Here is a 13,749-nt window from a genome sequence, read left to right on the forward strand (position 1 = left end):
GTCATTATAAAGCGTCTCTGTAGCTTCTAAGCATGGTGAATTTATGTCAAAATATACTCACCACTGGCGAACAGTCTTCAATAAGATGCGTTCCCCCTGCTCATCGTAGAAGTCAAGCAAATTTCTATAGAGGTGCTTCTGAACATAGACCTCAGATGGAGGTAGCCACAGATTTTATGCAAAAAATACGGAGTGAAGATAGAGGATGGATTTTGAATAACTTTCCTGCGGCACAGACACTCGAAGCCAAAAGGGATGGAGCTATATATTGGAGGTGGTTAATACCTTTAGATAATGGTGAACTTAACGTTCGTTATCAATATCCTATCTATTCTTCTTCTAAGCCAGCACATTTAGAAATTATCTATGACAGCGAGGAAGTTATCTCAGAAAATATACTATTAAATTCTTCTCGGTTTGAGCAAATTGATAAATATTTAGCTCTGGCAATGAAGAATGCGAAGTCAATAGCATCAAGAAACACAAAATGAAAAAAATAGGGTAGAAGATGAGTTATCTGTTATGTCCCAAATTGTCAAAAGTGCGATCGCCCTTTTCCCCCAAACAACAAAAAGTGCGATCGCCTTACAATCATGTCAAATATATTCAATCCTCCCGATCATTTCTTCAGGTGCATACACTTCATAAATTAAAATCAAACTACGGATAATCTCGCCCACAGAACGAGAATTAGAAGGACAATAGACAATACCCGGATAATCTGTGGTATCGCTTGCCATAATTAAAAAATCGTCATCGTGAGTTACTATCACGCGCTGCTCAAAGCGAATAAATTCCAGGTGTGACTCATCGCTTTTTGTACGCAATCCTGCATCAACTGTTGTTGTAATATCTATGCCGTAACGACGCAAACCGCGCGCAATATTAGAGTCAATATGTTCGTCTAAATGAAAACGAATTTGCTCACTCACCTCTAATTGTCCTCAATTTTTCTTGTAACGGAGATGGTGGACTCTTGCGCTTTAATTCTTCCACCATAGCTCGACTTTCAGCAGTGTGACGATCGATTTCTTCTCTACGATCGTAATAGTATGTCATTGCAGCATGAACTGAGGCAAGTGGTAAGTCATACTTGCCCGCGATTTCTTCTATAGACATCCCCATTTTCAGATACATTTCGGCGATGTGTGCTACAGCAATTCGATGACCGGCAATGCGTGGCTTACCACCAAGTACCCCAGGCGTAATTTCGATATGTTCTGTGATGACTGATTCCTTAGACATCTTAGTTAAAGGCTCTTAATCAGTAATGTTTAAGCTCTTTAATTTTAGCACAAAAGGTTTTTGCAGTAATTTGAGTATGCCGTCAAGCTTATGCTGATCAAGAGTCATAGCTACATTCGATCGGCATCTATTCTGGTTTTAACCAGAAATCAGTCGTTGTCGAAATTCCTTAACTGCTGCGAGGGAATTCGGATATCGGACATATTCCGCCAATAATTCTATATCTAAATTAGGAAGAATTTCGCTCCGATAGATTTGCTCATAACCGCAGGTTTGGACAAATTGAACTGGAATCTCTTCTCGCAGGTAGTAGAGGCTAAAACGTTCATTTTGCCAAAACCAAACCTCTTTAACATTTAACCTTCTGTAAACTTCCAGTTTATTCAGACCACCACTGGTAACAACAACCTCAATTGCCAAATCGGGAAATTCTTTGTCTGTACCAATGCAGTAAGCTTCATCGGGTTCCGTCCCACCTCTTTTTTCCTCTTGCCGCAGGGTTGTAGAACCAAAGGGAAAATAGTCGATATCTGCTTCTAAAAAGTAGATTTCTAAAAGATCTCCAATCCGCGTTTTTCTGTTTTCATGGCGACGGGAAGGTGAGATAATTTCTAAGACTCCATCTAAATATGTGACTCGATATGCCAAACTATCCCCATTTCTGGTGAGTAAGGTTTCGTATTGTTCCCAGTTAATGCGATCGGTAATATAGCGGCATTCGGAATCTTGGCGTTGGAGTGCTTGTTGGTCAAGTAGAGCATTGAGATCGCTTGTCAACATAGTATTACCTCCTTTAGGTTGTCTTGATTATAATGAGAGTTAATGCGATAAATCTTGTTAAAAAAATTTGCCTTAAAAAAGAAGTATTACCTATTGACTAGGCTAGAATTACTGTGGTATATTTTAAATAATGGGAGTGGTAACTTTAATTTTAAAATTGCCACTATTTCCATTATTCAATTGTACTTTCTTTGCGGCCAGAAGTCAAGCATTTAACCCGAAAAAAAAGGGCGATTTTTTTTAATTCACGCAACTAAAATTAATCGACGCCCATTACCAATTCCCCGTTACCGTCAATAACTTCGCCGATCGCAAACGCACCAATTCCCTGAGACTCAAACCACTTCACAGCCTGCTCAACTTCCCGGCGATCGACCAACAGCACAAAGCCAATACCCATATTAAAAGTATTGAACATATCGGCAGTCGCCACAGAGCCAGCCTCAGCAATCCAGTCAAAAATTGGCAAACTCGGCCAGCTATTACTGTCAATTTTTACAGATTGATTAGCTCCCAAACAGCGGGGCAAATTTTCCGGCAAACCGCCACCTGTAATGTGAGCCATACCGTGAATTTCTAAACCGCTCTTAATGGCTTCGAGGACTGGTTTCACATAAATTGTAGTCGGAGTCAGCAGCACTTCTCCTAAACTTTGGCCGCCCAACTTTTCCGGTTGGGAATTCCAATCAAAACCCAAATCCCCAGCAATTTTTCTCACCAAACTAAAACCGTTGCTGTGCACGCCGGAACTAGCGAGCCCGACAGCCACATCTCCCACCCGTACCTGGGAAGCGTCAAGCAATTTGCTCTTTTCGACAATTCCCACGCAAAAACCAGCCAAATCGTACTCGCCGGCTTGGTAAAAACCTGGCATTTCTGCGGTTTCCCCTCCGAGCAAAGCACAGCCCGCTTGTTTGCAACCGTCAGCAATTCCTGTCACCACCCCAGCTAATTGTTCGGAATTTAACTTTCCTGTCGCTAAATAATCGAGAAAAAAGAGGGGCTCGGCGCCGGATGTCAGTACGTCGTTGACGCACATCGCCACCAAGTCGATACCTACCGTGTCGTGCCGATCGAGATCGTGGGCCAATTTCAACTTAGTTCCCACGCCGTCAGTGCCCGAAACCATGACGGGCTCTTTTAATCCCTCGGGGACGCTGAAAAACCCGCTAAATCCGCCGAATCCGCCCAAAACTCCCGATCGGTGGGTGCTTTTGACTGTATTTTTGATGCGATCGACAAAAGCTCTGCCCGCCTCAACATCCACACCTGCTGCTCGATAATCCATAAGTCCCCCAAATCCATTTGTAAGTTTTAGTTTATTCCCAAGAGTCAGCCGATTTTGGATTTTGGATTTTGGATTTTGGATTTTGGATTGAGAATTGGGCATTGGGCATTGGGCATTGGGCATTGGGCATTGCGGATTTTGGATTTTGGATTGCGGATTTTGGATTTTGGATTTTGGATTGCGGATTTTGGATTTTGGATTGAGGATTGGGGATTGCCGATTGCGGATTGAGGATTGCCGATTGCGGATTGGGGATTGCCGATTGCGGATTTTAGGCTTCCAGGTAAGCGCCAAGGTTGAACGAGCTCTGGAGCTGGGATCTCGAACAGAAGTATAAAATTTTGCGATCGCAGCAAGTATCCATTTGGGGGCGAACTCAACATTTAATACTTGACAAACAGATTTTTTCAGGCTAATCCTTCGGCAGCCATAAAATACACGAATTTTTTGTAAATTTTTGTAAAAATTTCTGGAATTCTGAAAATGGCTGTAACCACTGCAATTAAAGGACTTTATTAGACAGAGTTCTGAGAAAATTTGAGCAATATTGCTCAAATGTATCGAAACAGCGATCCCCAAGCGCAAAAGTTTGTGGTAGTCTGTTGCAGTTCGTTACCAAAACACAAATTGCAGATCGAGTATTGAGTTGTCAAAGATCGGGGAAGTTTCAGCCAAATTTTTTTTTTCGCTGAAGCATTACAGCAAAAACGCACCCGGATACTTTGCTTTGACTCACGGGGGAATAGCGAAGGGATCGAGAAAAATCCTTGACGCCTGCCGCCAAATGGCCAATCCTCCAATCTCGGTTGGCAATGGCTCTTCACAAAAATGGACGTATGAAGGAAAAATTTGTTGGTGGTTTACTCGCTGTCCTGTTAGTTCCTGTGGTAGGAACGGCCTCTTCTTGTCACGCACAAGCGACAGACGCTCTGAAGCCAGACTCTCAGGGCTCCAAGCAGCAAGTAATTGCCACCCAACCGTCCCCGCAGTTAAACGCAACTCGGGCCGAAGCACAAAAAGTTGGACAGTATCAGTACCAAGCAAGAGCTGACATTGACCAAGACTCGATCGTCAAAATTCAGCCCCACGACTTGGAGGGGCGACAAGCAGTGACAGTCTACGTGCGAAACATTCCAGTCATCACCTTTCTGAACCCAAGCCAGGAAACCAACACCAAAATTGGAGAAACTGGCGATCGCAAAGCCAGTGGTAGCAGTCAGTCAAAAGTAGCCGGCACAAAAGAAAATCCCAAAGCCGGAAACACTGCCAGCAATTCCACCAATCAAGAACCAGATCCAATGTGGCGGGCATCTAGCTTAGCAGCAAGACTCAACCAGCTAAACCGCAACAACATCGATCCCAACAGCATTACCGTTAAGTGGGAAAAAGGCGATCGCTACATAATCCAGGCAAACGGCGAGGATTTGGTAAGCATCAACGCTCAAAACATCCTCCCCGACACCACGAGCAACTTCAGCCGAGATGCTCTGCAAGTAACCAATCGCCTCCGCCGACTCCTGGGCAACGCCCCACCCTTGGAAGCAGTCGCAGGCCAACCCCAACCCGAACCAGAAGCCCCCGTGCTATCTTTGGGCCCACTTCAAGTGCGGCTCAGCGGCTTGGCTTCCTGGTACGGCCCCGGATTTGATGGCAACCTCAGCGCCAGCGGCGAGCGTTTTAACCAAAATGCCTTGACTGCTGCACACCGCCACTTGCCCTTCGGCACTCTAGTCATGGTGCGAAATCTTGACAACGGCCGCTCCGTCGTCGTTCGGATTAACGATCGCGGCCCCTACGTGGGCGATCGGCTGATTGACTTGTCGGCCGGCGCAGCCAACGTGCTCGGAATGATGAGCAGCGGCGTTGCGAGAGTGGAAATCCAAGTAATCGAACCGAAAAAGTAAACAACAGTTGACAGTTGACAGTTGACAGTTGACAGTTGACAGTTGACAGTTGACAGTTGACAGTTGACAGTTGACAGTTGACAGTTGACAGCTTGAGGGCGAATCGGAAAACACCCTGAAATCATCTGCGTTTATCTGTGTTTATCTGTCTGACATCTGCGGTTGAAGGATCGCTCAAAGACTTATGCAAGAAGTCTAATGAATAGTCTGCTTTTAATTTCTCCCTACAAGGGTTGCGGCTTTAAACCAATTCTTTCTGGTAAGGCAGAATACAAAAGTTATCCGAACTGTAGAAAGCAGAAACTAGAATAAAACTTGTCCGGGCTTGAAGTATCTGACATCTTGCACTCGTCGCCATAGTCTCGCGCCCCACCATAGTTTATTTGTTGTGGAACTCGCACGCGAGGCAAGTTGCTAACATTGGTGCCAGATGTCCGATCGAACAAATTCAGACAAATAAATTCTGCATTCTGCCGAATGCCTTCAGGAGATTGTATCGGTGCAACTGTTTACTAGCATTGCAGCACTTCGCTGCTACTTAAATTCACAAAAGTCTGCTGCACCTCACGTGACAGTCGGTTTGGTGCCGACGATGGGAGCTTTGCACGCCGGACATCTCAGCTTGATCCAGCGGGCAAGACAAGACAATGCGATCGTCCTAGTCAGCATTTTTGTCAACCCGCTGCAATTTGGGCCGACAGAAGATTTTCAAGATTATCCCCGGAATTTGGATCGAGACCGGCTGCTGTGCGAACAAGCTGGCGTTGATGCCATTTTTGCTCCCCCAGCAACAGAAATGTTTGGGAACCCAGGGGGCGATCGCACAGCAACCGACAAAACCGCCCAAACACAAAATCAACTTTCATCCTTAACTCAAGTAGTGCCGCCACCCGCGATGACATCGGTGTTGTGCGGCAAGTCTCGGCCCGGTCATTTTCAGGGCGTCGCGACAATTGTTACCAAACTTTTGAGTTTGGTGCAGCCGACAAAAGCTTATTTTGGTCAGAAAGACGCCCAGCAGCTAGCAATTATCCGCAAGCTCGCCTGGGATTTTAACTTGCCTGTAGAGATTGTTGCTTGCCCGATCGTCCGCGAAGAGTCTGGACTAGCAATGAGTTCTCGAAATCAGTATTTAACAACAGAGCAAAAACAGCAAGCCTGCGCCCTCTACCGCGCGCTGCAACAAGCCTCAAAAACTTTTGCTTCAGGCGACCGCACCTGGGCCGCCACACTCGCTGCCGCGCGCGCCGAAGTCGCTGGAGAACCCGAAGTTAAGCTCGAATATGCCGAACTCGTCGATCCCGACACTCTGATGCCGTTGGAGGTGGTGGAAACAGCGGGACTTTTAGCCGTAGCAGCCAGAGTTGGCTCTACTCGCTTGATTGATAATATAATTCTCAGGAACCGCAGGCCAATTGTGGCGATCGATGGCCCGGCGGGGGCTGGCAAATCTACGGTAACTCGCCAAGCAGCAAAAGCTTTGGGCTTGTTTTATCTCGATACCGGCGCGATGTACCGGGCGCTGACTTGGCTGGCTTTGAAAACAAACACGCCGATGTCCGACGAATGTGCGATCGCCGAATTAATTAGTTACAGCTATTTGGAATACAATCTCGATCCCGCATCTTTCATGCTGAAGATTAACGGCGAAGACATAACCGAGGCAATTCGCAGTTTGGAAGTGACATCTCGCGTCTCGGAAATGGCGGCAATTCCCGCTGTGCGCCAGTTTCTAGTAGATGAACAGCGGCGCTGCGGTACAAAAGGTGGGATTGTGGCAGAAGGCCGCGATATAGGAACTAATGTTTTTCCCGATGCGGAATTGAAGATTTATTTGACGGCTTCGGTACAAGAGCGATCGCGCCGGCGGATGTTAGAACTTAAAGACGCCGATCGGGCTAATATTAGTTTGGCCCAGTTAGAACAAGACATCGCTCTGCGGGACTCCAAGGACAGCACTCGCCTGATAGCACCTTTACGGAAAGCTGCTGATGCTGTGGAAATTCAAACAGATAATCTGACTGTTGACGAAGTTATCGATCGGATTGTCGGCTTGTATCAAGAAAGAATCGGCCCTAAAAGTTAATTTGAAGACGCTGGGGCGGGCGATCGGCCCGTAGTGTCAGTTAGCGGCCCGGCTTTTTGGGTCTGAGCCCCTAACTATATAGAATAGAACGTGCAATTAACGGGATTTAACTACCTTCCGGAAGATTGCCACTATTCCCCGTTTTGATCGGTTAGGGGAACTCTCGGTGAAAATTCTTAAACTTGTTAATCCTGCCGGACTTCCCCGCGATCGGTCATTTGCAGTAACATTTCTATGGACAATCGCATTTAATACGATCGTCCTGAGTGGATTAACTTGATATCAAAATAAAATCTAGAATTAATTTTCCAAGGTGTGAAGGAGATAATGACGTGACAAATATGAAACGGCTTTTGAGGCGGCAAAAAAAATTAATCGTTGCTTTTCTGGCCGCCGCAGGAAGTTTTTTGCTGGGTGTGACGTTACCAATGAACTTGCGGGCCAATCAACCAGCGCCACCGATGCAGCCACAAGTCTTGGCAGTATCCTCGCCAGAACCAAAACTGATATCTAATGTTAGTGGGATCGCAGGAGCGATCGCCCATCGAGTAGAAGTTTCCCAAAAAGCTCTAGCTCAACAGCAGGAAACTCGTTTTCAATCATCCCTACCATCCCAGTTTAAAGGTACCATGCTGCGTCAGGCAAAACTGGACCAGCAGCACAAGGCGATCGCCCTAACATTTGACGACGGGCCCTGGCCGACAACTACTAGACAAATCCTAGAGATTCTCAAGAAAAACAATATTAAGGCTACATTTTTTTGGGTAGGAAGATACCTGCAAACATATCCCGAACTTGGCAAACAAGTTGCGTCAGCCGGTCACGCGATCGGCAACCACACTTGGAACCACCAATACATTAAATATAACGAAGACGGTGCGGCTCGCGAGATCGATCGCACGTCATCATTAATTGAGGAAGTAACCGGGGTAAAAACATCACTGTTTCGGCCACCAGGAGGCATTTTAAACAATGGCTTGGCAGCCTACGCACAGAAGAAAAATTATGCAGTTATCATGTGGTCTGCTGATTCTTTAGATTGGCGGACTGCGACGCAATCGTTGATGGACAACGTGATGCGGCAGGCAAATTCTGGCGGCATTGTGTTGATGCACGACGGCGGTGGCAATCGATCGAGAACTGTACAAGCTTTGCCGGATATTATTGCTAAACTGAGAAAGGAAGGGTACAAATTTGTAACAGTTCCAGAGTTATTGCAGATGCAAGAACAAGCTTTAAAGAAGCAGGAAACAGCACAGAAATAACAAATGGGGAAAGTGGCAATTTACACCATTTCCCAGGTTTTTGTAAGTCATATCAATTCCGGCTGCGCCGGAATGATATAGAGGACACTCAAGATGCCGTTTCCCTACCGCGATTAATTGTAGGGACTAAGGCACTCGCGGTATCCTCCGTTTATATGATTCCGATGAAGAGCGGATTTGATATCATTCGATCTATTTTTTAGAGCAATAGCTGAATGAATAACGAAGAAGTAGCAACCACGCCCGGTTCCACCGGATGTTCTTTTGCTAAAATCATTGCTTTAATTGCCTTCTTCCTCTGCACAAATCGATCGACAATCGCTATGCTGTGGTAATAGAGCATCAGTCCGATCGCTAGGTCGATCGCGTACCAGTCATGACCCAAAGTCTCAGTACGACAGGCTTACCCCCCGCCTTCCCGGATCACACGCAACTCCCCGAATCTGATGGCACTTTTGTGAAAAATTTCCAAGAGCATCCCCAAAGCATCTTGCTCACAGACTCCCTAGAAATCACACTGCAAAGGCTTCACCCCGACGGACAATATGCGATCGGGCAAGATTGTGGCATCTACTGGCGCGAAACCGACCCACCAGAAAAGGGTGCCGAAGCGCCTGACTGGTTCTACGTCCCCAACGTTGGGCCCCTCGTGGACGGCGAAATTCGTCGCTCTTACGTGATTTGGCGCGAGTATATGGTGCCAATAATTGCGATCGAGTTTGCCAGCGGAAATGGTTCTGAAGAACGTGACAACACGCCTTTATCCCGTTTGCCAGAAGGCACTACTCAGAAACCAGGGAAGTTTTGGGTATACGAACAGATTATCCGCATTCCCTACTACGCCATTTATGTAATTAAAACCAGCCAACTGGAAGTCTACAACTGGGTGAATGGTTGCTATTGCCGATTGGAACCGAACGATCGCGGACATTACCCGATCGACCGTATGGGCATAGAATTAGGCCTATGGGAAGGCAGCTATCAAAATCAGACACAGCGGTGGTTGCGCTGGTGGGATAACCAGGGAAATTTGTTGCTCACCGGAAGCGAGCAAGCTCGACTCGAACGCCTCCATACCGAACAGGAACGCCAGCGGGCGGAAGCTGAGAGTCAGCGGGCGGAAGCTGAAAGCCAGCGGGCGGAAGCTGAAAGCCAGCGGGCGGAAGCTGAGAGTCAACGGGCCGATCGCGCACAGCAAACACAACAAGATGCGATTCCGCAACTGCTGGCAATGGGTTTGACTGTCGAACAAGTCGCTCAGGCGCTTTCGCTGTCGGTGGAGGAGGTGCAGCGTTTGGGATAAAGGGCGATCGGGCTGAGGATATTACCAATTTAGACTGGAATCTAACGGCAAATTTTGCAACTGAGAATTCACCCAATTAGCCGCCGCTAAGCCCGATCGCAAAGCAGCTTCTATTTGACCTTCCCCGCACAAATCTCCCGCACAAACCAAGGGCAAAGTCCCCGCAGCAGGCAAACAAGAAACAGGCAAAGGATTGCGACAAAAAGCATAGCGCCAGCGGTGAACCTGGAGCCATTCCGGCTCTTTCAGCCAAGGGATTAAATGTTCAGAAGCGCGATCGAGCAATTCTTGACCGATAATATTCAAATCAGTAGCTTCTAAAAAGCGATCGGCAAAATTGGCGCTGCTGTGAACCACAAACACAGGCTGTTGCGGATCGTCGAGCCGCTTGCTGCTGTCGAGCCCAATCCAACTTAAATCAGAATCATCGGGAAAAGAAACCGATTTCCACTGCGGATTTAGATTGCTCAAATCAGAATTTCGTTCCGCAGAATAGCCAGCCATAACTGTAATGCAAGCGTCGTATTCTACAGAGCGCAATTTGTCAATAAAATCAGAGGAAAAACCAAGTTCTGTATCCAAAAACATTAAAGCTTGAGGAGCAGGAATTGCCACCACCACAGCCTTAGCAATCAATTCTTGAGGTAGATCTAAATTGTCGTCGGTAACTTCCAGAGAAAGATGCCACATTTCACTCTCAGTACGAGAAATCGCTTTGACTCGGCGGCCGTACCAAATGTCTAAACCCTCTGCGATATACTTACCGACAGCATTCATCCCAGCCGGTGCGACATAACAAGAACTGGGAATCGAAGATATTTCTCCTTCTCGAAATTCTCCCACGCTATCCGTCCAAAGTTTCAGGATCTGGCGATCGACCAAAACATCAATTAACGCCTGCACCGCATCCCCCTGCGGCTCCAAATAGCGAGCTCCGTGATCGGCCCTCGTGCCATGTACGCGGCGAGTAGCGACTCGTCCGCCGGGGCCGCGAGATTTCTCAACAACCGCCACAGAATAGCCAGCCAGACGCAACTGTCGAGCACAAATCAGCCCCGCCATCCCCGCACCGATCGCCACAACATCGAACATAGTTAAACTGTCAGGTATTTTTGATTTACCAATCAGCATAAAGGCTGCGGGGCAAAAGATGCTCTGCACCACGAACATAAAAGGCCAAAGCCGTAGCGGGGCGTAAGCCATCGCCCTCCGCCAGGTAGTAAAATAATCGACAGGTAAGATTAGTTAAAAAAATGTAGCGATCGGCAAGTTCCAAAAGCGCGCTACTCAGCGACAATCTAAAATCTAAAATCTAAAATCTAAAATAGTATGACGGGAGGGCAAAATCTTGGACGAACTCAGAGCAGCACTAGAATTGACAACAGAAGAAGAATTGCAGCAACTAACCGAACTTCTGTTCAGTCGCAAGTTTAACCCTTTAGATTACGTGCAAACCCCCGCACCCCTAGACGTACAAAGCCGCGATCGCGAAGCATGGCTAGACGCCGTAGAACAAAGGTTTCGGTATCTTGCCGCCGACGGGTTGACGGTACTGAGAGGGCGAACCGAACAAGTAACCTACAGACAAGCACTAATTCAAGTTTGCCGCTATCTCAAAATCCCTTATCCCAAACAGTTGTCAACCACCGACTTAGAGGCAGAAGTATTTCTGCATTTAATGGGCCGCACCTGGAAGCGTTTACCGAAAGACGAACAGCAAGCCCTGACAGTCCGCGTACAGCGAGCAATTGTCGATGCTAAACTTTCTGAACCGTTGCCAATTTCTGCTGAAAAAGACCCGCTCGGTTTGCTGTTCAAAGGTGGCAGCGCTTTAGCCGTTAGTTCAATTTTAAAACCCATGTTGCTGAAATTGATGGCCAATCAATTTGCGCTGCACTTTGCTACCTATCAAATGGCCACACAAGTAGCGATCGCAGGGACTGCAACCGCAGCAACCCAGTTTCAAAATTATGTCGCAATTCAGACGGCGCGGCGGGGGATGGCCGTGACTGCGGCTCGTTACGGTGCGACACGGAGCGTGTTTTCATTGCTCGGCCCGGTGATGTGGACTTGGTTTTTAGCAGATTTGGGTTGGCGATCGATTTCTACGAACTACGGGCGCATTATCCCGACCATTTTTGCCTTGGCTCAAATTCGCTTAACGCGATCGGAATGCGTTTGGGAACTAGCATAGCGATTTTGGATTTTGGATTTTGGAGTGAAGAATTGAAGAATTGGGAGTTTGGGTGAATATCAAAAAAACGTGGAAATTAGCTGTAAAACAGACAGCAAAAAATCTTAATTCTCACCTGCAAAAACATCCCGATCGCCGCCTGCAAATCCCTTGGAATTTCGCTCAAATCGGGATGCTAATTTTTCCGACAATTCCAATCTTGGGAGCTTTAGGAATATTCCTGGGATTGGCCGGCACTTGTCAGCAAAAGTTCCGGCAAATCTGCCGCAGCCCGCTGAATCGAGGATTCGCAATTTTGAGTGTGCTGCTAGTCATCACAACGATTTTTGCCAACAACCGTATCGAGGCTGTTTTAGGCTTGTGCAATTTTTGGCCATTCTTTATATTGTTTGCTGCTTTTAGCAGTTTAATTCAAACTCCAGCTCAGTTACGACAATTGTCTTGGATAATAGCAATTAGTGCAATTCCCGTCATAATTTTAGGTTTGGGACAGCAATTTTTAGGTTGGAGCGGCATCGATCAATTGCAGCCTATTTTTGGCTGGGTACTCGAACCGAAAGGCAATCCCCCCGGCCGCATGGCTTCTGTATTTATGTACGCTAATATTTTAGCCGGCTATTTAACAATCGCTTTTATTTTAACACTCGGATTGTGGATGGAAGAACGAGGAAGGAAGAAGGAAGAAGGAAGAGGGAAGAAGGGAGAGGGGGAAAGGGGGAGAGGGGGAGAGGGGGAGACGGGGAGAGGGGGAGAATTGCCCAATTACCAATTACCAATGCCCAATGCCCAATCCCCAATGCCCAATGCCCAATGCCCAATGCCCAATGCCCAATGCCCAATGCCCAATACCCAATTCATATTTTTAAGTTTTGCAGTAGTAGGAAATGCTGTTGCTTTGATTTTTACTAATTCTCGGAATGCTTGGGGATTGGCAGTTTTGGCAGTTTTGGCTTTTGCATTTTATGCGGGTTATAAAAAAATATTAGCTGCGGTTTTTAGTGCGGTGGGTGCAGTGTTTTTGTCGGCGTTTGGCCCGGAACCGCTGCGGCAATATTTACGAATAATTATCCCGGCTTTTTTCTGGGCGAGACTTACGGATGAAATGTTTCCAAATCGCCCGACTGCTACTTTGAGAACTACTCAATGGGAATTTGCTTGGTCGATGGCTCAGCAGCGTCCTTGGACTGGTTGGGGATTGCGAAATTTTACGCCTCTCTATCAAGATAGAATGCACGAATGGCTGGGTCATCCTCACAGTTTGATGCTGATGTTGGCTGCGGAAACGGGATTCCCGACAACGCTTTTGTTGTTTGGTTTAGTTGGTTGGGTTTTGGCTAGGGGTGTTTTGTTGTTGGGGAATTGGCAGGTTTCTGCTGTGGATATTAAACAAGAGCAAATAGCAACTCTCGAAGTACCAGAAAATCCTTTAGTTCTCAATCAAAACTCAATATCTACCAGCACAAATCAGGTGGTTTGTCAAGATGTCGAAAATGCCGATCGCCTAATTTTCTTCAGTTATTTATTAGCCTTCGCCGCCTGTACGCTGTTTAACACTGTAGATGTAACTCTGTTTGATTTGCGGGTTAATACGATAAGTTGGGTGTTGTTGGCGGCGATTTGCGGAATCGGGAATAGGGAATCGGGAATAGGGAATAGGGAATAGGGAATCGGGCATCGGGCATCG

The 13,749-nt window shown here is 46.9% G+C and carries 14 protein-coding genes; 8 read left to right on the top strand and 6 right to left on the bottom strand.

Annotation, left to right across the window (positions count from 1 at the left end):
- Positions 1-155: 155 nt before the first annotated feature.
- The gene (locus JGK22_RS19065) at positions 156-491 is read left to right on the top strand and encodes a hypothetical protein (protein WP_293313405.1); all 336 of its coding nucleotides are present in this window, start codon (positions 156-158) and stop codon (positions 489-491) included.
- Positions 492-596: 105 nt separating this feature from the next.
- Here JGK22_RS19065 and JGK22_RS19070 read toward each other — a convergent pair whose 3' ends face one another.
- From JGK22_RS19070 to purM, 4 genes are all read right to left on the bottom strand, one after another.
- A complete protein-coding gene (locus tag JGK22_RS19070; RefSeq protein WP_293225259.1) occupies positions 597-932 on the bottom strand; it encodes a DUF5615 family PIN-like protein in 336 nt (111 codons plus the stop codon).
- Positions 925-1,245, bottom strand: coding sequence for a DUF433 domain-containing protein (locus tag JGK22_RS19075; protein ID WP_293225257.1), 321 nt, complete (start codon positions 1,243-1,245; stop codon positions 925-927). The genes JGK22_RS19070 and JGK22_RS19075 overlap by 8 nt, the downstream gene beginning before the upstream one ends.
- Before the next feature lie 138 nt (positions 1,246-1,383).
- On the bottom strand, positions 1,384-2,025 hold the full coding sequence (locus JGK22_RS19080) for a Uma2 family endonuclease (protein ID WP_293225255.1): 642 nt from the start codon (positions 2,023-2,025) through the stop codon (positions 1,384-1,386).
- A 259-nt stretch (positions 2,026-2,284) separates the two neighbouring features.
- Entirely contained in the window at positions 2,285-3,313 is a 1,029-nt protein-coding gene (gene purM, locus JGK22_RS19085; protein ID WP_293275001.1) for a phosphoribosylformylglycinamidine cyclo-ligase, read from the bottom strand.
- 54 nt (positions 3,314-3,367) lie between these two features.
- Between purM and JGK22_RS19090 the strand changes: the two genes are divergently transcribed.
- The 4 genes from JGK22_RS19090 (at position 3,368) to JGK22_RS19105 (ending at position 8,568) form a co-directional block, all read left to right on the top strand.
- Positions 3,368-3,544: a hypothetical protein gene (locus tag JGK22_RS19090; RefSeq protein ID WP_293313407.1), complete on the top strand. Its 177-nt coding sequence runs from the start codon at positions 3,368-3,370 to the stop codon at positions 3,542-3,544.
- Positions 3,545-4,149: 605 nt separating this feature from the next.
- Entirely contained in the window at positions 4,150-5,217 is a 1,068-nt protein-coding gene (locus JGK22_RS19095; RefSeq protein ID WP_293185424.1) for a septal ring lytic transglycosylase RlpA family protein, read from the top strand.
- A 499-nt stretch (positions 5,218-5,716) separates the two neighbouring features.
- Entirely contained in the window at positions 5,717-7,303 is a 1,587-nt protein-coding gene (locus JGK22_RS19100) for a bifunctional pantoate--beta-alanine ligase/(d)CMP kinase (protein WP_293185422.1), read from the top strand.
- A 341-nt stretch (positions 7,304-7,644) separates the two neighbouring features.
- Entirely contained in the window at positions 7,645-8,568 is a 924-nt protein-coding gene (locus tag JGK22_RS19105) for a polysaccharide deacetylase family protein (protein WP_293185445.1), read from the top strand.
- Positions 8,569-8,767: 199 nt separating this feature from the next.
- On the opposite strand, the gene JGK22_RS19110 is transcribed toward JGK22_RS19105, so the two are convergent.
- Positions 8,768-8,953 (bottom strand): hypothetical protein, encoded by a 186-nt coding sequence (locus tag JGK22_RS19110; protein ID WP_293185421.1) that lies wholly within the window; start codon positions 8,951-8,953, stop codon positions 8,768-8,770.
- Here JGK22_RS19110 and JGK22_RS19115 point away from each other — a divergent pair.
- Positions 8,945-9,871 carry a Uma2 family endonuclease gene (locus JGK22_RS19115; protein ID WP_293192884.1) on the top strand — a complete coding sequence of 309 codons (927 nt, stop codon included), beginning with the start codon at positions 8,945-8,947 and terminating at the stop codon, positions 9,869-9,871. The genes JGK22_RS19110 and JGK22_RS19115 overlap by 9 nt on opposite strands.
- A 21-nt stretch (positions 9,872-9,892) precedes the next feature.
- On the opposite strand, the gene JGK22_RS19120 is transcribed toward JGK22_RS19115, so the two are convergent.
- Positions 9,893-10,963 (bottom strand): FAD-dependent oxidoreductase, encoded by a 1,071-nt coding sequence (locus tag JGK22_RS19120; RefSeq protein WP_293313425.1) that lies wholly within the window; start codon positions 10,961-10,963, stop codon positions 9,893-9,895.
- Positions 10,964-11,219: 256 nt separating this feature from the next.
- Between JGK22_RS19120 and JGK22_RS19125 the strand changes: the two genes are divergently transcribed.
- Together JGK22_RS19125 and JGK22_RS19130 are read left to right on the top strand one after the other, a co-directional pair.
- Positions 11,220-12,065 carry a YaaW family protein gene (locus JGK22_RS19125; protein WP_293185418.1) on the top strand — a complete coding sequence of 282 codons (846 nt, stop codon included), beginning with the start codon at positions 11,220-11,222 and terminating at the stop codon, positions 12,063-12,065.
- 52 nt (positions 12,066-12,117) lie between these two features.
- Entirely contained in the window at positions 12,118-13,728 is a 1,611-nt protein-coding gene (locus tag JGK22_RS19130) for an O-antigen ligase family protein (RefSeq protein WP_293205762.1), read from the top strand.
- The last annotated feature ends 21 nt before the right edge of the window (positions 13,729-13,749 follow it).

The sequence above is a fragment of the Microcoleus sp. PH2017_08_TRC_O_A genome, assembly GCF_020738665.1.
Lineage (GTDB): Bacteria > Cyanobacteriota > Cyanobacteriia > Cyanobacteriales > Microcoleaceae > Microcoleus.

Bases quoted from the DNA above. Each gene is read 5' to 3' on its own strand.
- JGK22_RS19065 (WP_293313405.1), top strand. From the start codon at position 156: ATGGAGGTAGCCACAGATTTTATGCAAAAAATACGGAGTGAAGATAGA.
- JGK22_RS19075 (WP_293225257.1), bottom strand. From the start codon at position 1,245: ATGTCTAAGGAATCAGTCATCACAGAACATATCGAAATTACGCCTGGG.
- JGK22_RS19080 (WP_293225255.1), bottom strand. From the start codon at position 2,025: ATGTTGACAAGCGATCTCAATGCTCTACTTGACCAACAAGCACTCCAA.
- purM (WP_293275001.1), bottom strand. From the start codon at position 3,313: ATGGATTATCGAGCAGCAGGTGTGGATGTTGAGGCGGGCAGAGCTTTT.
- JGK22_RS19095 (WP_293185424.1), top strand. From the start codon at position 4,150: ATGAAGGAAAAATTTGTTGGTGGTTTACTCGCTGTCCTGTTAGTTCCT.
- JGK22_RS19105 (WP_293185445.1), top strand. From the start codon at position 7,645: ATGAAACGGCTTTTGAGGCGGCAAAAAAAATTAATCGTTGCTTTTCTG.
- JGK22_RS19115 (WP_293192884.1), top strand. From the start codon at position 8,945: ATGACCCAAAGTCTCAGTACGACAGGCTTACCCCCCGCCTTCCCGGAT.
- JGK22_RS19120 (WP_293313425.1), bottom strand. From the start codon at position 10,963: ATGTTCGATGTTGTGGCGATCGGTGCGGGGATGGCGGGGCTGATTTGT.